We start from the raw sequence: 18385 nt of genomic DNA, 5'->3' as shown, positions 1-18385 counted from the left end.
CGTTAGGGGGTGCAGCCAGCAAGTGAAACCCCCGACACGCCCCCCGGGCGCCTCCACAGGGCGCGTGCCCTGTACCGGAACGTCTCCAAGCGCAGGACCGCCTGGCTGCTGCTGAAGGACACCGTCAACTCCTGCATCGAGTACCGCATCCTCGGCCTGGCGGCGGAGGCCGCGTTCTTCACCCTGCTGTCGGTGCCGCCGCTGCTGCTGAGCATGATCGGACTGCTCGGCTACGTCGACGCCTGGACGGGTGCCGACACCATCCAGAGTCTGCAGGACAACCTGCTGAACGCCGCCCGCACGGTCCTGTCCGACCGCGGCGTGCGGGAGATCGCGGAGCCGATCCTGCACGACGTGACCAAGGGCGGCCGGCCCGACGTCATCTCCATCGGCTTCCTGTTCGCCCTGTGGTCCGGTTCCCGCGCGGTGAACGTCTTCATCGACACGATCACCGTCATGTACGGCCTCGACGGCGTCCGGGGCATCGTCAAGACGCGCCTCATGGCCTTCCTGCTGTTCATCGTGGCCCTGCTGATCGGCTCCGTGGCGCTGCCGCTGATGGTGGCCGGGCCGGACGCGGTCGTGCGGATCGTGCCGTGGTCGACGACGGTCGTGCAGGTCCTGTACTGGCCGGTGGTCATCCTGCTGTCCATCGCGTTCCTGACCACGCTGTACCACGTGTCCGTCCCGGTGCGCTCCCCGTGGATCGAGGACGTGCCCGGCGCGCTCGTCGCCCTCGGCATGTGGGTCCTCGGCAGCTTCCTGCTGCGCATCTACCTGACCAGCACGGTCGAGGGCCCCACGATCTACGGTTCCCTCGCCGCGCCCGTCGCCGTGCTGCTGTGGATCGGTGTGTCCGCGTTCGCCGTGCTCGTCGGGGCCGCGGTGAACGCCGCCATCGACCGCGTCTGGCCCGCCGCCGCGACGGCCGCGGCGCGCGAGGCCAACGAGCGCCTGCGGCAGGCGCAGGTCGCCGAGTACGTGGCCCGCGCGACCGCCCACGGCGAGGCCGACCCGGACATGCCCTCCGAGTTCCCCGAGCGCTGGTCCCGGTTCCTGCCCCCCGAGGACGTCTCGTCCCGCTTGCGCACGCACGCCCGGAGCACCCACGCGAAGAACGGCCGGAACCCCGCGGAGGACCGCGAGCCGGGGGACGGGTGACGGGTGAGGGGTGACGGTGCCGGAAGGCACACATCGCCGTGGCCGCGCCGGGGACCTGGCCGCCGGGACGGGTGAAGCGACGCCCCGCTCTGGAATGATCAGTTGATCATCTGAGGAATGGGGTGGGGGACATGGCCGTGGCGGTACTCCTGGGAGTGCTGGCGCTCGTCGTCGGCGGGTGCGTGTGCGTGGTGTGGGCCGAGCGGGGAGGACCCCGCTGGGTCCGCGTGGTGGCGGCCCTGACGCGCGGCGCGGGCGAACTGCTGCACAGCGCCGGGAAGGGCAGCCGGGGAGGCGGCAGCCGCAGCTCCGGCGACGACGGCGACTGAGACGGCGGCCGGTACGCCGCTGCCCGCGCGGACGGCGGCGCGTAGGCTCGTCACGTGTACGCCGAGCGCCCCTCCCGCCTGGCCGGAGCGGTGGTGTGGACGAACACCCCGGCCGCCGGCGGTGCGACGCGCGTCCTGCCCGACGGATGCATGGACCTGCTCTGGCACGACGGGCGGCTGCTGGTCGCCGGTCCGGACACCCGTGCGCACCTCACCGCCGGCGAACCCGGCGGCTGGGCGGGCGTCCGCTTCCACCCGGGCACCGCGCCCGCGCTCCTGGGGGTGCCCGCGCACGAGGTGTGCGACCGCCGGGTGGCCCTCGCCGAGCTGTGGCCGGCCCCGCGGGTGCGGCACCTCACGGACCTGGTGAACGCCGCCGCGGACCCGGCGAGCGGCCTGGAGGAGGCGGCCCTGGCCCGCGCGGCCCACGCCGGCCCCCCGGACCCGCTGCTGCGGCAGGTCGTCGCCGCCCTGGCCGCGGGCCGTCCCGTCGCCGCCACCGCCGACGAACTCGGCATCGGGGCCCGGCGGTTGCACCGCCGCTCGCTCGCGGCCTTCGGCTACGGTCCCAAGACCCTGGCCCGCATCCTGCGGTTGCGCCGCGCCCTGGCGCTGGCCCGGGGAGGGGTGCCCCTCGCGGACACGGCCGCCCGGGCCGGCTACGCCGACCAGGCCCATCTGGCGCGTGATGTCCGGGAGTTCACGGGCCTGCCGCTAGGCGCGCTGCTCGCCGGCGGCGGGTAGCGGCGCGAACAGGTCCACGCCATTGCCGTCCGGGTCGAGCACGACGGCGTACCGCTGGCCCCAGAAGGCGTCCCAGGGCTCGAGCTCGCCGTGGTACCCGGCGCCGGTCAGCTCCTCGAACAGCGCGTCCACCTCGCCGGGCGCCTCGCAGCGCAGGGCCAGCGACGTGCGGCCCCCGCCCGTGGGCGGTCGCCACCCGGGCAGGAACGAGCGGACCGTCTCCTCGGTGTCGAGCATCAGGCGCAGCCCGCCCGGCAGTTCGGCCTCGGTGTGCGGCCGGCCGTCCGCGTCCGGCGGGAAGGCGAACCCGAGCCGGCGGTAGAAGGCGACGGAGGCGGCCAGGTCGGAGACCACCATCCCGATGGCGTCGAATCGTGCAGTCATGGGCCCACCGTAGGCAGGCCCGCGACGGCGGTCTTGAAGGAAACGGACACCGCCCGGCGCGCCCCGGCCGCTCCCGCGCCGTGCGGGGACGCCCCCGCGTCTTCTAGGTTCGGGTGCCATGGCCCCCCGACTGCTCGTCCACACCCGCACCACCGACTACCGGCACAACTCCATCCCGGCCGGCGTCGCCGCCCTGCGCGCCCTCGGCGGCTTCGAGGTCCACGCCACCGAGGACCCGGCCGCCCTCGAACAGCCGCTGGACGGCTACGCGGCCGTCGTCTTCCTCTCCACCAGCGGCGACATCCTCACCCCCGCCGGCCGGCGGGCACTGGCCGCGTACGTGGGGTCGGGCGGCGCCTTCGTGGGCGTGCACGCGGCGGCCTGCACGGAGTACGGGTGGCCCCGGTACGGCGAGTTGCTGGGCGCCCGGTTCGCCCGCCACCCCCGCTACCAGCCAGGCCGGGCCGTGGTCGAGGACCGCGACCACCCGGCGACCCGGCACCTGCCCGCCGTCTGGGACGTCACCGACGAGTGGTACGACTTCCGCACCAACCCGCGCGGGCGCGTCCACGTCCTGCTGTCCGCCGACGAGTCCTCCTACGAGGGCGGCGGCATGGGCGCCGACCACCCCCTGGCCTGGTGCCACGACCACGGCCGCGGCCGCGTCTTCTACACGGCCCTCGGCCACGCCGCCGAGATCTACGACGATCCGGCCTTCCGCGCCCACCTCCTGGGCGGCATCACCTGGGCGGCCCGCCCGGAGCCCGGGAGGGGATGACCGAGTCCGTCGGACCGTCGACGTGGTCCTCGGCCGGGCGGGACAGGTCCGTCAGACCGCACTTCGACGCGCCTGCGATGCAGCAACGCCCCGAAAGGGCTGGGCCCTTCGGGACGTTGCTCATGCCCGGCCGCGTGCGGGTGTGTCAGCGGGCGGCGTAGCCGAAGCGCGAGCCGGTGGCGGGCAGCCCGCCCTGGCCGGGCTCGTGGGTGGTGATGGCGGTGTTGCTGCCGCCGGCGATCACGTTCGACAGGGGCAGGAGGTGGAGCAGGCCCTTGGCCTTCGGGCCGTAGGGCATGCCGACGTAGAGCGTGCTCGGGGTGAAGTGGATGCTGGCGCCGAGCTGCTGGTCACTGCCTGCCGGTCCGGGGATGCCGGAGGTGCCCGCCTCGACCCACCGGTCGCTGGAGCCGGGTGCGCCGAGGAGCGAGAACGTGGTGATGGCGCCGGCCTTGGAGGCGGTGCCGACGGCCTCACCGGGCGCGCCGACCGCCAGCTTCATGGTCGCTGCGGTGCCTACCGTGCGAGGGGAGGTGTTGACGGCGGTCAGGGTCTGACCGAAGCGGTCCCCGCTTTCCGAGGTGCCGGTGATGTCGTCCGAGGCGCTGCCCGAGCTGTACACGTTCAGCTGGCTGTAGCCGCCGGCTGCGGGGAGCCGGAACGTGATCACGTTGCCGGCGTCGGTCTTGTCGGTGCCGTCGATGTCCAAGTCCTCGCCCGGCGCTCCGACGGCGAGAATGGAGTCGGTTGCCGCAGCGGCTCCGGAGGGGCGGTAGGGGACCAGGGCGAGTGACTTGCCGAACTGGTCACCGGCTTCGGATCCGCCGGAAACCTTGTCCAGGTCCTGGTCGAGACCGAACAGCGGCGTGGGCCGCTTCTCGCTGGTGAGCTTGTGGGAGAAGACCGCCACGTTGCCGGCGTTGGCGTCATCGCCGATGGCTTCCCCGGGGGCGCCGATGGCGATGCGGTTGGCGTCGGCCGCGACGGCGCCACCGAAGCCGTCGTTGGCCTCCACGGAGCCGGGCACGCCCGTGCTGTCCTGGTCGATGCCGACGTTGGCGGTCGTGATGCCGATACTGGTGCTGTCCCGGACGTAGAAGACCATGCCGGCCTTCTGCACGGAACCGATGGCCTCACCGGGCGCGCCGATCACCAGGAACGGTTCCCCGGAGGCGGTGGCCCCTGCCGCCAGTGCCTGGCCCATGCGGTCACCGGTTTCCGGAGTGGAGGCACCGAGGGAGCCGGAGCCGGTGTTCTGCTCGAAGCGGGTGTTCTTCACCGAGTTGGTGCCCAGGCCGCGCGGGCCGCCGTAGACGACATCGACGACGCCTGCGTCGGCCTTGTTGCCGATGTCTTCCGACGGGGTGCCGATGACCAGGTCGGTGCAGCCGTCCTGATTGTGGTCGGTGGTTTCCAGGGTCTCGCCGAACCAGTCACCGGCCTCGGCATCGCCGGGCACCCAGTCCAGGTTCTGGTCGATGGAGGCCGTGCCCTTGCTCCCGCCGTAGACGACTCGAACGGCCCCCGCGCCGTCGACGCCGCCGACTGCAGCCTTGGGGTCCGCGATGGCGATGTCCTCGGTGCCGTCGCAGTTGAAGTCAGTGATGCGGGGAGCGTTGGCGGTGGAGGTCACCCATGTGCCCAGATCGTCGACACGGGCGACGACACCGTCGGTGCGGCTCTCGGCCGGGTCGGCTCCGAAGCAACCGCCCTGGTAGGACTGGCTGCTGAGTCCGACGAGGGTGGCCGTGCCGCCCGCTTCGCGTACGACCGGGCCGCCCGCGTCGCCCGCACACGCGGACGCGCCGGCCTTTCCGGTGACGCCGGCAGTGGTGACGTTCGCGGAGTTCACGGTGTAGACGCCGGTGTGCAGGCTGAGCGGAGACCACTCGGCTGCGGTACGCCCGTATCCTGCGAACCTCAGCTCTTCACCGGCCACCGGCGCCGTGGAGGCCAGAGCGATCGGGGTGGCCTTGGTGACGGGCCGGCTCAGTCGGGCCAGGACCACGTCGCGGTCGGTCCGCGGTACCAGTTCGACGACCTGGCGCCGGGTGTCCGGGATGTGACTGCTGGACAGCTCGGAGGGGCCGACGACAGCAGTGGTCTTGGTGCTCGGAGCGCCGGAAGGCACTGCGGAGCCGGAGTCGGAGAAGCAACTGCCGGCCGTCATCAGCCATTCGGCGTCGACGAGAACGGCGGAGCAGCCGCGGTCATGGTCGCCGACGGTGATCTGGGCGGTGTAGGCGTAGGCCGTCGCTGGGACGCGATCACCGGTGACGGCTTGTGCGGGGGTGCCGGTGAGCGCACCGGACACGACGCCGGCTGCGACCAGGGCGCTCGTCGCGGCGACGCGGGGGCGTATGTGAGACACGTTGAGGGTTCCTGAAGGTTCGGTGGTGCACACCGGCGGTGCGCACACGTGTGATGCTCGGGGGCTGCCGGCGTCAGCCGGTGACGCGAAGCTCGACGAGGACCGACCGCTGGCCGCTGTCGCCGGACTCTCCGACCGGGGTCAGCTCGTTGGCGGGCGCGTTCACCACGGTGTCCTTGCCCTCGGCGGTCAACGTGGCCTTCACCGGGCGTTCCTGGGTCCAGATGCTGAAGGTGTCGGGCAGTTGCAGAGTCAGGTAGCCCGACTTGGCGTTCGTCTTGAAGCAGAAGATGCCACTGCGGGTCTCGATCGCGATGTTCGAGGCATCGCTGCACTGGCCCAGGTCGGTCACGTCGGTCAGCCAGATGTGACCGTCCCCACGCTTCAACGTGACGCCGCGCTCCTGCTGCGCGCGTGCGGCACCGGGATGGTCGAAGTCCTCGACCAGGCTCGGGATATCGGTGGTGGTGTCGCCAGGGGCGGCGGGCGCGGACTGCGCAAAGACCAGGGCGGCGGCGCCGAGGCCGGCGACGAGGGCCGCTGTCAGGCCACCCATGAGTGTCCTTCGGGCAGGGGATATGGCCATGGATGCCTCTCGGATGGAGTGTTGCGGATCACACAAGTGAAGGAGAAGTGTCCGCTGCGTAGAGCGGAAGTAAAGCACATGTAAGATCAACCGCTGCAAGCTACTCAGATCGCTACGGGCCGGTAAGGGCGCTGTCCAGCAGTCGAGTTGACCTCTCGACATCCACTGAGCCCCGCTGCGGCGCAGATCCCATGATGAACCGTGAAATGGCACCGTGTGCCCTGGTGATTTGCAAGCGGCACTTCGCTGGCGTGCGGTTTTGATCGACGAAGGACCCCTTAGGTGAAACGACCACCGCGCTCCGTACGACCGGGGCGAAATTCCAACTCTCAGCCGAATGGAAGGGCGCGTCGGTCCGGCCGACAAGTCGCCTGTGCCACCGTGATGTCCGCCACTTTGACGGCCACTCTCCTGGGCATGTCCCCGGCCACTGCTGCGGACACCGAGACATCGCCCGCCAACCGGGGCCTCGTAGTCGGTTACTGGCTCAACGGCGGTGCCGGTATCAAGGAAGCGGCCGAGAAGGCCCTTCTGGGGAGCGACGATGACATCCGGCAGTTTCTCAGCGACGCGCTCGCCATCCAGGAAGTCGATGACCGGGTAGACCTGTCCCGCGTAGTCAACGCTGGCGGACCAGGCGTACGCCAGGCTGCCAAGACGGCGCTGGCAGGCACACCGGCCGATGTCGAGGCGTTCCTGGACGAGGGCTGGAAGGCAGCGCACGCACAGGACCAGCGTGTCGAGGCTGCCCGCGTCGTGAACTTCGGTGGCCCCGGGGTCCAGGACGCAGGCAAAGCGGCGCTGCAAGGCACCTCCGCGGACGTCAAACAGTTCCTGGAAGTGGGCCAGTACAAAGCGCAGCAGGCAGACGACCGGGTCGAAGTCACCAAGCTCTACAACTCTGGTGGCCCCAACGTCAAGGCCGCCGCCAAGCTGGCGTTGCAGGGCACTCCCGACGACCTCGTCGAGTTCCTCGAGGTCGGCCAGTTCGTGGCGCGTAACCGCGACCAGGAACATGCCACGATCGAACAGTTGGTCAAGCAGGCCGAGAAGGCCGGCAAGCAGGCCGAAGACGCGACTGATAAGGCTGAGGAAGCGTCAGGTAAGGCCATTGCCGCCGCCGAGCTGGCCCAGCAGGCTGCCGAGAAGGCAGCCAAAGAGACGCAAGCGGCGAAGAACGACGCCGACCGCGCCTCGCTGAAGGCAAAGCAGGCCGCCAACGCGGCCCGGGCCGCTGCTGAAGCGGCACAGCAGGCTATCGGTGCAGCCAATGCGGCCAACCGCTCTGCTCGCAGGGCATCGCTGGCTGCGGCCCAGACCGCCAACGCGGCAGCGGCAGCGGCGGAAGCGGCGAGCCGCGCTTCGAACGCGGCGTACGCAGCGAGCAAGGACCGCAGCAAGGCGCAGGCAGCCCGCGATCGCGCCGCCGAAGCGACCAAGGCCGGCGAACTCGCCAAGAAATCTGCCCAGGCCGCGGAGCAGGCTGCCAAGGCGTCGATCGCGGCTGCAGATGCCGTGGCTGCTTCCCGCAGCGCGACGGGAAACGCCAACAAGGCGGCTGCAGCTGCGGATCAGGCAGCTGACTACGCTGTTGCTGCGGGAGGTTCCGCCGCCGAGGCACGAGCGGCCGCTGCCGAGACCCGCCGGCATGCCGCCGAGGCCAACCGCGCCGCCAACGCGGCCGAATCTCTGGCCCGCACCTCAGCCGCGGCCGCACGAGAAGCCCGTGACGCGGCCAACTCAGCCGCCACCCATGCCAAGAACGCAGCGATAGCAGCCGAATCCGCCGCCGACAACGCCGGCGAAGCCGCCGATCAGGCAGCTGAAGCCACCAAGCAGGCCGCAGCCGCCAAGGCCGCTGCCGACACCGCCACCAAGGCAGTGGCGACCGCGAAGAAGACCTTCACCATCGCGCGGGAAGTGGAGACCGAAGACCTCACCACCCGTACGAACGCCGGCGTCGAGGCCGCCATGACCAAGAAGGCCAGCGCCGACACCTTCACCGTCGACATATCCCGGTCGGTGGTCGAGGGCCAGGCGATCGTGGACGACACTCAAGCCCTGGCAGCCAAGGTCGACAAGCCAGACGTTGACCAAGCTGCACTCGCCGCTCAAGGCCGTGCGGTCGCCTTGAGGACGATGTCGTACTTCGGCTCCTGGCGCCAGAGCGCGGCCGCCCAAGCTCTGTCTGGTACGGACGCCGATGTCATCGACTATCTGCGCACCGGCTGGAACCAGGCCGTGACCGATGAAACCCGCCAACAGGTCGCTGACCTCGCTTCCAGCAGTCCCTATGAGGCCGTACGCACAGCCGCTACCGAGGCCCTCAAGGGGACCGACCAGCAGATTCGCGACTTCTACACCACTGGTCAGCACCAGGCCGCCAACGCCGACTACCGCGTCGCCGTCACCAAGCTGGCCAACGACGGTGGGCCCGGCGTCAAGGAAGACGCAAGGAAGGCACTGGAAGACGGTAGCCCTCAAGCCCTCGTCGGCTTCCTGAGCAAGGGGCGCCATACCGCCCAGCAGGCCGACGAACGAGTGACCACCACACAGCTGTTCAACGAGGGTGGCCCTGAGGTCAGGTCGGCAGCGAAGATTGCGCTGGCCGGACCCGCCGACGAAGTTCACCGCTTCGTCGAGGCAGGCCAGTACATGGCCGCACAGAAGGACGCGCTTGCGCACGTTCATGTCGCCCAAGTCGAACGGCTCATCGCCGAAGGGCAGAAGACAGCCGCCACGGCGCGCAAGAACGCTGCCCTGGCAGCGCAAGCTGCTGCTGAGGCCAAGGATGCAGCCGAGGACGCCGAGAAGGCCAAGAAGGACGCCGCGGACAGCGCCAAGCAGGCGTCGGAGTACGCCACCGACGCTGACGCTGCCGCCGACCGGGCCGAGACCAGCGCCAAACGCGCCAAGGCCTCCGCTACCACCGCACGCGCTGCCGCTGACCGCGCGAACCAGGATTCCGCTGCTGCCGAGGAGTCAGCGGCCCAGGCGGAGTTCTCCGCCGCGTACGCGCGCACGTCCGCCTACCAGGCCAAGGAGGCCAGCGACCGGGCGCACGCCGATGCACTGGCTGCGGGCAAGAGCGCCAGCGAGGCCAAGAAGGACGCGGCAGCGGCCTGGGACGACGTGGTCGAAAAGCGTGAGGCGGAAGAGGCCGAAGCCCGTCGCATTGCCGCGGAGAAGCGCAAGAAGGAACGGGAGAGCAAGCCCAAGTGCTACATCCCGATGAACCGGGACAGTCTCCCTCCGTGCGCCATGGCCGGCCATGAACTCGTGTTCCCCACGATCGACCCCACCATCAAGGAAGCCGCCTGGGAGGTCCTCGGTCTGAACGACGCCAAGGACTGCGCGAAGAACCCCACCCTGGGCAAATGCGTCGTCGCCGCCATGAGCTTCCTGCCCGTCGGCAAGCTCAAGCTGCTCAAGAAGAGTCTCGAGGGCGTCGAGGGAGCGGTCGACAGCAGCCGCGCCGCGCGCGCGGCTCAGAAGTGCGCCGAGTGCTTCCTGGCAGGCACCAAGGTCCTGATGGCCGACCATTCGGTGAAGCTCATCGAGTCCCTCCAGGTCGGCGACGAGGTACTGGCCACGGACCCTGTGACACAGCGGACAGGTCCCCGCAAGGTCACCGACCTCATCGTCACTGACGACGACAAGTACTTCTCCGAACTGACCGTCTCAACATCGCGTGGCGAGCAGAAGCTGACCGCGACCGTCGACCACCCGTTCTGGTCGCCATCTGCGGGCAAGTGGCTCGAGGCAGCCATCCTCGAGCCGGGCATGACACTCAGGACCGACGTCGGCGACACGGTCACCGTGCACTCGAACCGGTCCTTCTACCATCACGCGCGGACGTACAACCTCACTGTCGCGGACCTGCACTCGTACTATGTCCTCGCGGGGGACACCCCGGTCCTGGTCCACAACAGCAGGTGCCTGATCGCCGACATCGTCGGCCCTCAGGGCGAAAAGCTCTGGCTCCCGAAGGGGCGAAAGGCCGTGGCAACGGCCAACAACCTCAAGGGATGGATCTATGACATCAAGCCTACCGAGGCCGTGGCTGCCGGCTTCCACAAGTCTGTCAAATACGTTCGCGTCATGGATCCGGTGACCAGCGGTCCACACCCATACCCCAACGGATACATCAACTATCTGAACGAAGCCGGCCAGGTGATCCATCCCATGACCGGCAAGACTCCCACCAAGTCCGACCCCTACTGGCACATACCGATCCCATGACACAGACAGAAGAACTTTTCACGTCCCAGAGGTACCAACCGGCCCCGGAGCCCATTGGCTGGGACCCGCTGAAGGAACCCGACGCTCTGGACGACGCCCAACTGCTCGACTGCAGAGTGTGCCCGACTGCGAACCGAGCGGCGCTCCTTTTCGACATGCGCGGTGCGTTGTTCTACCCCACGGGTAACGCTGCACTCCTCGTGGTTCGCGGACTACAGTCGTTCCGCTGGAGCGGAACACCTCAGGATAAAAATCTGATGGCGTTCTCGGTCACGTCCAGCCGACCCTTCAGGGTCGACAACGGCGCATTCCGAATGGAAGTGGAGTTCTTCCCGGACGGCGAAGCTTCCATCAGCGGAATGAGCGCGGAGTTCTATCTCCTGGAGGCCCACGGAATTCCCGCAGCGCCACCAAGCTATCCCGGACACGACCTCGATCAGGTCCGGCATGATCTACCGTCGTGGAACTCAGACTGCACGTTGCTGCAATCGGCCTCCACCGGTACCGCATAGCGGCGCAGAAAGCGGCTCGCCAGGTCTCTTCTTGGCGAGCCGCGGTTCGTTGCTTTTTCCTCCCTCGCCGGAACTGCCTGCGCGCCACATCCACACGTGAGCCGCTGATGACGTGCACCGATGGGGGCGCAAGCCCACCCACGCCCGGCGGGGCGGTGTCGGTCACAGCCGGTCGTTGATGCTGCGACCAGCACGGTCACTCCAGAAGGCCTGTCCACCCGGTCCGTACACGCAAAACGGCCATGCCGGGGTGCCCCTGGCGGAGGCCTCCTGGGGTCAGAAGCCGAACACCCGCCAGTCGGCCCGAGCGGGCCCGCACCGCACCCCGCCCATGCAGCCATCGTGATGTTGGGTGAGGAGTCGTTTGGCCGGGTGAGGGCATCGGCTTCGGCCCCCGAAGATGGCCTGGGGGCCGAGAGGCTCGGCTGAGCTTGTTCTTCAACCTCCGTCTGGCCCTGGCAGGGTGGCTGGCGGGCCCTGAGCAGGAGCGGTCGAATCGGGATGCGCTGTTGTGCACGGCAGTTGCATACTCACCGCATGCCCACGTTCTCTGCTCGGTTCCGAGACCCGCGCAGCACCGAGTACGACTTCATCGCCTTGATCATGGTGCGGTGCCCCGGTTGTGAGAAGGCCGCCCGTGTCGTTCCGGCGCCCGAAGACGCCAGTCCTGGGGGGCGGATTCTGTTCACGCCGCGGCGCCTGGTCTGTCATGGCTGCGGACTGTCGCGGGTGTGGAGCGGCCGCCTTGTCACGCTCTCTGCCGGCACAGCTCAACCAGCGACGGATCCGTACTTCGGTATGCCGCTGTGGCTCCAGGTCAAGACCCGGCACGGGTGGTTGTGGGCGTACAACCTCGAACATCTCGACTTGATCCGTCGTTTCGTCCAGGCGTCGCTGCGGGAACGAGCGCCCTGGTACGACACCGGACAGAAGATGACCTTGGTGGCCCGTCTTCCGGTATGGATCAAGAGGGCGAAGAACCGAGACGAGATCCTGCGTGCCATCAGCCGGATCCACGCCTCACTGGTTGCCGCCTGACCTGCTTACCAGCGTCCGAACATCACTCGAACTTGATCTCTGCTTCCGCTGTTTGGCGGACGTGCGGACGGCCTCCGCACGATCATGTGCTCCGACCAGAGAGGCACTTGACCAGTACGAAGGCCGTAAAGGTGAGTCTGCTGCCTGATGCTGTTCCGGCGGAGGCGTTCGCGCAAGCGTCACGCTTCCGGGAGGACTTATTCGACTGTCTGACCGCACGCGGGGACGAACTGTTCGAGCTCGTGGACGCGTTGCTGTGCGCGGACGGTCCGGTGACCTCGCCCGTGGATCTGACGCTGGTGGCCGAGCACCGGCGCGGGCACGGCGCGAGGTACGAGGCGCTGAACCACGGGAACGTGGACGTGCCCCGGCTGCGGCAGGTGCTGGCCGGTCTGCCGATGCCACGGGCTGCCGACGGGCGTCTGGTCCTCGCCGTCGACGTCAACAACTGGCTCCGCCCCGACGCGCCGACCAGAGCGGCTGTGGACCATCTTCGGCCCGGCCTGGGGCTGGCCCGCGGCCACCATGACCTACGAGGCCGACCAGGCCGACCTGTTGCGGCACGAGAAGGAGATCGCCGCACACCAGTCTTTCAACTACGCGTTGTTCGACGCGGCGGAGACAGCTCTGCTCGGCTGCGTCTACATCGACCCGCCGGAGAGGGACGGCGCCGACGGCGAGATCTCCTGGTGGGTGGTGGACGAGCTGGTGGGCAGCAAGGTCGAGCAAGCCCTCGACACGCTGGTGCCGCAGTGGATCGCCGCCGACTGGCCGTTCGAGGAGCCACGCTTCCTCGGCCGCGAGATCTCCTGGTCGGACTGGCTCGCCCTGCCGGAACATCCCGACGCGTAAGCAGCTGCTGTCGTCATGCTCTTGGGACTTGGTGATCGAACAGACGCCTCGAATGGGAAGTCGTCGGGTGCTCGGTGCATGCGAGGAGGGCCTCTTGAACAGCTCGCTGGTATCGAATCACCGCGCATCAGGAGGCCTTGGTGTCGCAGTGCTGCGTTGCGAGTATTTGATGAAGGTGGACCACGAGAGGATGGCAGAAGGAACCGAGCCCTGGACGCTGGTGATGTCGGGCCCCGGACTGGGTGAGCAGGGACTCATCCGCGCTGCGTCTTCCGGCCTGAGTGAGTGCCTCGAGCAGGTGATCAGTCGCTTGCGGTCGAGGCCTGGTGACTGGGAATGGCTGGCGGACCTCGCTTAGCGGTTCGGCGAGGCCCTCCTACCTCTCGGAGGGCCTCGTGGCGCGCTCCATCGAGTACGCTGCCTCACCCGAACGGCCCGCCCCACCACCCCGGGCGCCGGAATACCGGACGACAATGAGGTGCTCTGATCTTCACGGTGCACAGGAGCGCGGTGAGGAGGCTGGTTCACCCATGACGGCAGTCCGGTCCGATCCCGTGGTGCGTACCCCCGGCGGGGCCGTGCGAGGGCGGTTCGAGCGCGGAGTCGCGGTGTTCCGCGGCATCCCGTACGCGGCGGCGCCCGTCGGCCCCCGCCGCTTCCTGCCCCCCGCCCCCGCCCCGCCGTGGGAGGGTGTCCGCGACGCCGGCGCCTTCGGCCCCACCGCGCCGAAACCCCCGTACTCCGACGCCTTCGCCCAGTACCTGGCCGACCCGGTGATCCCCGGCGACGACTGCCTCAACCTCAACGTGTGGACGCCCGACCCGTCCCCCGCAGCGCGTCTGCCCGTCCTCGTCTGGCTGCACGGCGGCGCCCTGACCCGCGGCTCCTCCGCGGTCCCCGTCTACGACGGCCACGCCTTCGCCCGCGACGGCGTCGTCCTCGTGTCCGTCAACTACCGCCTCGGCATCGAGGGTTACGGGCTCTTCCCCGACGCGCCCCCGAACCCCGGCCTGCGCGACCAGATCGCCGCCTTGACCTGGGTGCACGACACCATCGAGGCTTTCGGCGGCGACCCCGGCCGCATCACCCTGGCCGGCCAGTCCGCGGGCGCGATCAGCGTCGGCGCCCTCCTCGCCGCCCCGCAGACCCAGGGCCTGGTCCGGCGGGCGATCCTGCAGAGCGGGCCCCCCGAGGTGTCCGACCGCGCCAAGGTCCGGCGGATGGTGCGCCGGATGGCCACCCGGCTGAAGACCCCCGCCACCGCCGCCGCGTTCGCCGCCGTCGACCGCGACCTGCTGCTGCGCACCCAGGCCGAGGTGGGCCGGCTCAGCAGCCCCGTGATCGGCGGCCCCGCCTTCGGTCTCGTCGTCGACGGCGACGTCGTCCCGCGCGACCCGAGGGAAGCGCTCCTCGACGGCGCCGCACCGGGCGTCGGACTCCTGATGGGCTGGACCCGCGACGAGTACCGGCTCTGGCTGGTCCCGGGCGGCCTGCTCGAACGTGTCGACCGGCTCGGCACGGTCGCCCTCGCCGGAGCCATGGCCCGCTGCCACTGCGGCAGCGAGGTGCCCCGCGGCTACCGTGCCCTGCACCCTCGCGCCGGGGCGGCGGAGATCGTCGGCCAGCTCGTCACCGACCACCTGCTGCGCATCCCCCTGCACCACCTGGCCGACGCCCGCCCGGAACCGTCGTACGTCTACGAGTTCGCCTGGCCCTCGTCCCTGCCCGGGCTCGGCGCCTGCCACGCCCTGGAACTCGGCTTCGTCTTCGACACCGGGGACGTCCCCGAGTCCCGGAAACTGGCGGGCGACGGCGCGCCGCAGGAACTGGCCGACGCGATGCACGGGGCGTGGGTGCGGTTCGCCGCGCAGGGCGACCCGGGGTGGGAGCGCTGGAACCCCGCGCACCCGGTGCGGGTGTTCGGGGACGGCGCACCGGAGGCGGCCGACTCCGTGGCCTACACCGCGCACGGCCCGCGCGACCGCGAGCTGGCGCTGTGGGCGCGCGACGCCGTCACGCCCCCCGCCGGACCCCCGGCCGCCCCGGAGACCGCCGACGTATCACCCGCGCGCCGCGCCGAACTGCGGGCCGTCGTCAGGCGGTTGCGCCGGACCGGGGCGCTGCGGCGCCACGGCTGACCCCGCCGTCTCCTCGGTGAGGTGCACGCCGTAGACCGTGGAACTGCGGCGGACCGTCATGCCCAGGCGTTCGTACAGCGGCAGGGCGCCCGCCGCCGAGTGGGTCCACAGGACGCAGGAGCGCGCGCCCCGCCGGTGCATCGCGCGGAACGACTCCCGCAGCAGCACGCGCGCGAGGCCACGGCCCCGGTGGTCCCGCCGGACGGCGACCCGGTCGATGTAGCCCTCGCCGGAGCCGGGGACGTCCAGCGCCAGCACCACCCCGACCAGCCGGCCGCCGGCGTGCGCCACGCAGGACAGGGCCGGGGCGAAGTCCGTGCGGTCCACGGTGAGCCGGGCCCACTCGGCGTACGGCTTGCGCCGCTTCTGCCACGCGGCGAAGGCGTCCTCGGTGAGCCGGTGCGCCGCCCGCTCGTCACCGGGCCGGAACGGCCGTACGGTGACGCCCGCCGGCGCCTCGGGCACCTCGGGTTCGGTGGGCAGCGCGATCTGCAGCAGCCACTCGGTGACGAAGGGCGCGTAGCCGCGGGACCGCAGCAGCCGGGCCGCCGCCGTGTCGGCGTCGGGCAGCGACTGCACCAGGCGGGCGCCGCCCGAGGCGAGGGCCCGGGCCTCAGCCCAGGAGAGCAGGGCGCTGCCCAGCCCCCGCCCGCGGTGGCCGGGGTGCACGTCGACGCCACTGCGGAGCCCGCCGTGCACCCACCCCCAGCCGGCCGGTGCCCCCGTCGCGTCCCGCACGAGCAGGGTGTCGCGGAGCGGGTCCGGACCGGGCGGGGCCGGATCGGCGGGGAGGGCGCCGGTGCCGGCGTGGCCGTACAAGGCGCGCTCACAGCCGGCCACCAGGGCGTGGATCGCGGCGGCGTCACCCGTGGTCACCGGTCGGCCCCGGTAACCGGCGGGCAGTTCCACGGAAGCGGGCGGCCCCGCGGGCGGAAGATCGGACACGTACCGCATCCTGCGCCGCCCGTGCCGCCCTGTCGACAGGGCGCCGGTCCGCCGTCCCCGGCCCGTCCTGCCGGCGAGTCCGCCGGGCGAGTGCCTCCACGGGCGCGGGAGCACCGTGAACACGCAGGTCAGCCGCCCCGGCCGGTGCGGGCCCGGCCGGTGCGGGTCCCCGTCAGGCCGGTGCCCGCACCGCCTCCGCGATCCCCACGATCGCCTGCGGGCCCACGCGGCAGCAGCCGCCGATCAGACGGGCGCCCGCCCGCCGCCAGGACCGCACCCGCTCCGGGGTGAACGTGGCACGGCCGGTCCAGGCGCGGGCCCCGGCGTCCCACGTCTCGCCGCTGTTGGGGTAGACGACGACCGGCTTTCCGGTGACCCGGGCCGCGGTCGCGGCGGCGGCCTCCACGTCCTGCGGCGCGCAGCAGTTCACCCCCACCGCGATCAGCTCCTCCGCGTCCGCGGCCAGGGCGAAGGCCCGCTCCAGCGACTGGCCGGCCCGGGTGCGCCCGCCCGCGACGGAGTACGTCAGCCAGGCCGGCACCCCGAGGCCGCGCACCGCCCGCAGCAGGGCCGCGGCCTCGTCCGTGTCCGGGACGGTCTCCAGTGCCAGCACGTCCGGGTCGGCCGCGGCCAGGACCTCCAGGCGCGGGCGGTGGAAGCGCTCCAGCGCGTCGACCGTGAGGCCGTACCGGCCCCGGTACTCGGAGCCGTCGGCCAGCATCGCCCCGTACGGGCCGGCCGAGGCCGCCACCCACAGCGGGCGGGGGACGCCCGCCCGGCGGGCCGCCTCCCGGGCCGCCTCCACGCTCAGCGTCATGAGCCCGGCCGCCCGGTCACGATCGATCCCGCGCCGGGCGAAACCCTCGAACGTCGCCTGGTAGCCGGCGGTGATCGCCACGTCCGCGCCCGCCCGGAAGTAGGCCAGGTGCGCCTCGGTGACCGCCTCGGGGCACTCGGCGAGCAGCCGGGCCGACCACAGCTCGTCGCCCAGGTCGTGCCCGGCCGACTCCAGCTGGTTGGACAGGCCGCCGTCGAGCACCACCGTCCCGTCGGCGAGGGCTTCGGCCAGGGTGGGGGAGACGCTCATGCGGACGACGGTAGTCCACCGAGGGGAGGCGGGGACGCGACGGAGGCGGCGGCATAGCATCGGGGGATGCCCGAGGTCGCTGCCGCACATGCCGAAGTACGTGAGGTCCTGGGAGTCTCCGCCGACCGGGCGGTGTTCGAACCGCTCACCCGGCGCGACGGGGCCGGGGCCGCGATGTGGCGGGTCACCGGGGGCGAGCGGTCGGCGCTCTTGAAGGTGCTGAGCCGGACGCGGGAGACGGGCGTCGCCTGGTCCGCGTCGAACGACCCCCGACACCGGCACTTCTGGCGCCGCGAGGCCTGGCTGCACCGCTCCGGCCTCGTCCGCGTCTGGCAGCCGTACGGCGTCCGGGCGCCACGGCTGCTGGAGTGCGTCGAACGCCCGGACGGCGACGTCGCGTTGTGGCTGGAGGACGTCCGCGGGGAGCCCGCGACGGCCTGGTCCCCGGCCCGGCACGCCGACCACGCCCACCGTCTCGGGGTGGCCCAGGGAGCGGTGGGTGCGGGGGAGGACGCCCCCTGGCTGTCGCAGCGCTGCCTGCGCGACCACACCTCGGACCCGGCGGCCGGCGGGGCACTGCTCGACGACGAGGCGTGGCGGCACCCCCTCGTCCGGGAGCACGTCACGCCCGGTCTGCGCGAGGACCTGGTCCGCCTGCGGCACGACCGTGCGTGGTTCCTCACCGTCATGGAGTCGCTGCCCCGCGCGTTCTCCCACCTCGACCACCGGCCGACGCACCTTGCCGGGGACGGCGCCGGCGCGAGCGTCCTGCTGGACTGGTCCTTCGCCGGCGACGGCGCCCTGGGCGAGGACCTCGGCACCTACCTGCCCGAGTGCGTCCTCGGCCTGAGCCTGCCCGCCGCCGGACTCCCGGGACTCGCCAAGACGGCGTACGACGCCTACCTGCACGGTCTGCGCACCAGCGGCTGGCGGGGCGACGAACACCTCGTCCGGCTCGGCGTGTGCGCGTCGGTGGTGCGGTACGAAGGGCTCGCCGCGGCCCTGCTGACGCGGACGGACGCCGCCCGGGCGGACGACGGCGGCCCCCGCCCGGCCGCGCCCCGCTCGGGTCACCGTGAACTGAGCCCGGTCCTCGCACACGTGGCCGAACATGCGGCCGAGGCCCGCATCCTGGCGCCACAGCTCGGATTCCCCCAGGCCCCCAGCGGCCGCTGACCCCGAGGGGCCCCACGCGGTGACGGTCCCCTCGGGGCCCGT

14 protein-coding genes and 2 pseudogenes are annotated in these 18385 nt (G+C 71.3%); 11 read left to right on the top strand and 5 right to left on the bottom strand.

Annotated features, from left to right (window positions below; translation table 11 throughout):
* Nucleotides 1-9 precede the first annotated feature (9 nt).
* The 3 genes from ACZ6ZN_RS05235 to ACZ6ZN_RS05225 all read left to right on the top strand — a co-directional run bounded on the left by ACZ6ZN_RS05235 (nucleotide 10) and on the right by ACZ6ZN_RS05225 (nucleotide 2234).
* Nucleotides 10-1161: a YihY/virulence factor BrkB family protein gene (locus tag ACZ6ZN_RS05235; RefSeq protein ID WP_398109643.1), complete on the top strand. Its 1152-nt coding sequence runs from the start codon at nucleotides 10-12 to the stop codon at nucleotides 1159-1161.
* A 131-nt stretch (nucleotides 1162-1292) separates the two neighbouring features.
* A complete protein-coding gene (locus ACZ6ZN_RS05230; protein WP_451877860.1) occupies nucleotides 1293-1490 on the top strand; it encodes a hypothetical protein in 198 nt (65 codons plus the stop codon).
* A 54-nt stretch (nucleotides 1491-1544) separates the two neighbouring features.
* Complete coding sequence (locus tag ACZ6ZN_RS05225) at nucleotides 1545-2234, top strand: helix-turn-helix domain-containing protein (protein WP_469643175.1); 690 nt, start codon at nucleotides 1545-1547, stop codon at nucleotides 2232-2234.
* Here the strand turns inward: ACZ6ZN_RS05225 and ACZ6ZN_RS05220 are convergent.
* Nucleotides 2205-2618 carry a VOC family protein gene (locus tag ACZ6ZN_RS05220; RefSeq protein ID WP_398109640.1) on the bottom strand — a complete coding sequence of 138 codons (414 nt, stop codon included), beginning with the start codon at nucleotides 2616-2618 and terminating at the stop codon, nucleotides 2205-2207. The two genes, ACZ6ZN_RS05225 and ACZ6ZN_RS05220, sit on opposite strands and share 30 nt — an antisense overlap.
* Before the next feature lie 118 nt (nucleotides 2619-2736).
* Here ACZ6ZN_RS05220 and ACZ6ZN_RS05215 point away from each other — a divergent pair, with 118 nt between their 5' ends.
* A complete protein-coding gene (locus ACZ6ZN_RS05215; RefSeq protein WP_469643172.1) occupies nucleotides 2737-3396 on the top strand; it encodes a ThuA domain-containing protein in 660 nt (219 codons plus the stop codon).
* Nucleotides 3397-3541: 145 nt separating this feature from the next.
* Here ACZ6ZN_RS05215 and ACZ6ZN_RS05210 read toward each other — a convergent pair whose 3' ends face one another.
* Together ACZ6ZN_RS05210 and ACZ6ZN_RS05205 are read right to left on the bottom strand one after the other, a co-directional pair.
* Nucleotides 3542-5767, bottom strand: coding sequence for a trypsin-like serine protease (locus ACZ6ZN_RS05210; RefSeq protein WP_469643170.1), 2226 nt, complete (start codon nucleotides 5765-5767; stop codon nucleotides 3542-3544).
* Nucleotides 5768-5840: 73 nt separating this feature from the next.
* Complete coding sequence (locus ACZ6ZN_RS05205) at nucleotides 5841-6323, bottom strand: hypothetical protein (RefSeq protein WP_451877865.1); 483 nt, start codon at nucleotides 6321-6323, stop codon at nucleotides 5841-5843.
* Between the two features lie 447 nt (nucleotides 6324-6770).
* On the opposite strand from ACZ6ZN_RS05205, the gene ACZ6ZN_RS05200 reads away from it, so the two are divergent.
* The 6 genes and pseudogenes from ACZ6ZN_RS05200 to ACZ6ZN_RS05175 all read left to right on the top strand — a co-directional run bounded on the left by ACZ6ZN_RS05200 (nucleotide 6771) and on the right by ACZ6ZN_RS05175 (nucleotide 15135).
* Nucleotides 6771-10595, top strand: coding sequence for a polymorphic toxin-type HINT domain-containing protein (locus tag ACZ6ZN_RS05200; RefSeq protein WP_469643167.1), 3825 nt, complete (start codon nucleotides 6771-6773; stop codon nucleotides 10593-10595).
* Nucleotides 10592-11107 carry a hypothetical protein gene (locus ACZ6ZN_RS05195; RefSeq protein ID WP_469643165.1) on the top strand — a complete coding sequence of 172 codons (516 nt, stop codon included), beginning with the start codon at nucleotides 10592-10594 and terminating at the stop codon, nucleotides 11105-11107. Before ACZ6ZN_RS05200 ends, ACZ6ZN_RS05195 begins: the two co-directional genes overlap by 4 nt.
* A 537-nt stretch (nucleotides 11108-11644) precedes the next feature.
* Entirely contained in the window at nucleotides 11645-12145 is a 501-nt protein-coding gene (locus ACZ6ZN_RS05190; RefSeq protein ID WP_469643163.1) for a hypothetical protein, read from the top strand.
* A 131-nt stretch (nucleotides 12146-12276) separates the two neighbouring features.
* Nucleotides 12277-12624: pseudogene (locus ACZ6ZN_RS05185) on the top strand (transposase); the annotation flags it as partial.
* Nucleotides 12620-12997 (top strand): annotated as a pseudogene (locus tag ACZ6ZN_RS05180) (N-acetyltransferase); the annotation flags it as partial. The pseudogenes ACZ6ZN_RS05185 and ACZ6ZN_RS05180, both read left to right, overlap by 5 nt.
* 530 nt (nucleotides 12998-13527) lie before the next feature.
* The gene (locus tag ACZ6ZN_RS05175) at nucleotides 13528-15135 is read left to right on the top strand and encodes a carboxylesterase/lipase family protein (protein WP_469643161.1); all 1608 of its coding nucleotides are present in this window, start codon (nucleotides 13528-13530) and stop codon (nucleotides 15133-15135) included.
* On the opposite strand, the gene ACZ6ZN_RS05170 is transcribed toward ACZ6ZN_RS05175, so the two are convergent.
* Nucleotides 15058-16080, bottom strand: a complete 1023-nt coding sequence (locus ACZ6ZN_RS05170; RefSeq protein WP_469643159.1) for a GNAT family N-acetyltransferase — start codon at nucleotides 16078-16080, stop codon at nucleotides 15058-15060. The two genes, ACZ6ZN_RS05175 and ACZ6ZN_RS05170, sit on opposite strands and share 78 nt — an antisense overlap.
* A gap of 172 nt (nucleotides 16081-16252) precedes the next feature.
* A complete protein-coding gene (gene mmuM / locus ACZ6ZN_RS05165; protein WP_469643157.1) occupies nucleotides 16253-17167 on the bottom strand; it encodes a homocysteine S-methyltransferase in 915 nt (304 codons plus the stop codon).
* A 66-nt stretch (nucleotides 17168-17233) separates the two neighbouring features.
* Between mmuM and ACZ6ZN_RS05160 the strand changes: the two genes are divergently transcribed.
* A complete protein-coding gene (locus tag ACZ6ZN_RS05160) occupies nucleotides 17234-18343 on the top strand; it encodes an aminoglycoside phosphotransferase family protein (protein ID WP_469643155.1) in 1110 nt (369 codons plus the stop codon).
* The last annotated feature ends 42 nt before the right edge of the window (nucleotides 18344-18385 follow it).

The organism is Streptomyces sp. NPDC053665 (assembly GCF_055585285.1).
The sequence above is the reverse complement of the archived record's forward strand: the minus strand, read 5'-3'. Positions and strand labels throughout refer to the sequence as shown.

What these genes read in the sequence shown, in the direction of transcription:
- ACZ6ZN_RS05195 (WP_469643165.1), top strand. Translation starts at nt 10,592, where the DNA reads ATGACACAGACAGAAGAACTTTTCACGTCCCAGAGGTACCAACCGGCC.
- ACZ6ZN_RS05175 (WP_469643161.1), top strand. Translation starts at nt 13,528, where the DNA reads ATGACGGCAGTCCGGTCCGATCCCGTGGTGCGTACCCCCGGCGGGGCC.
- ACZ6ZN_RS05190 (WP_469643163.1), top strand. Translation starts at nt 11,645, where the DNA reads ATGCCCACGTTCTCTGCTCGGTTCCGAGACCCGCGCAGCACCGAGTAC.
- mmuM (WP_469643157.1), bottom strand. Translation starts at nt 17,167, where the DNA reads ATGAGCGTCTCCCCCACCCTGGCCGAAGCCCTCGCCGACGGGACGGTG.
- ACZ6ZN_RS05215 (WP_469643172.1), top strand. Translation starts at nt 2,737, where the DNA reads ATGGCCCCCCGACTGCTCGTCCACACCCGCACCACCGACTACCGGCAC.
- ACZ6ZN_RS05230 (WP_451877860.1), top strand. Translation starts at nt 1,293, where the DNA reads ATGGCCGTGGCGGTACTCCTGGGAGTGCTGGCGCTCGTCGTCGGCGGG.
- ACZ6ZN_RS05220 (WP_398109640.1), bottom strand. Translation starts at nt 2,618, where the DNA reads ATGACTGCACGATTCGACGCCATCGGGATGGTGGTCTCCGACCTGGCC.
- ACZ6ZN_RS05160 (WP_469643155.1), top strand. Translation starts at nt 17,234, where the DNA reads ATGCCCGAGGTCGCTGCCGCACATGCCGAAGTACGTGAGGTCCTGGGA.
- ACZ6ZN_RS05205 (WP_451877865.1), bottom strand. Translation starts at nt 6,323, where the DNA reads ATGGGTGGCCTGACAGCGGCCCTCGTCGCCGGCCTCGGCGCCGCCGCC.
- ACZ6ZN_RS05200 (WP_469643167.1), top strand. Translation starts at nt 6,771, where the DNA reads ATGTCCCCGGCCACTGCTGCGGACACCGAGACATCGCCCGCCAACCGG.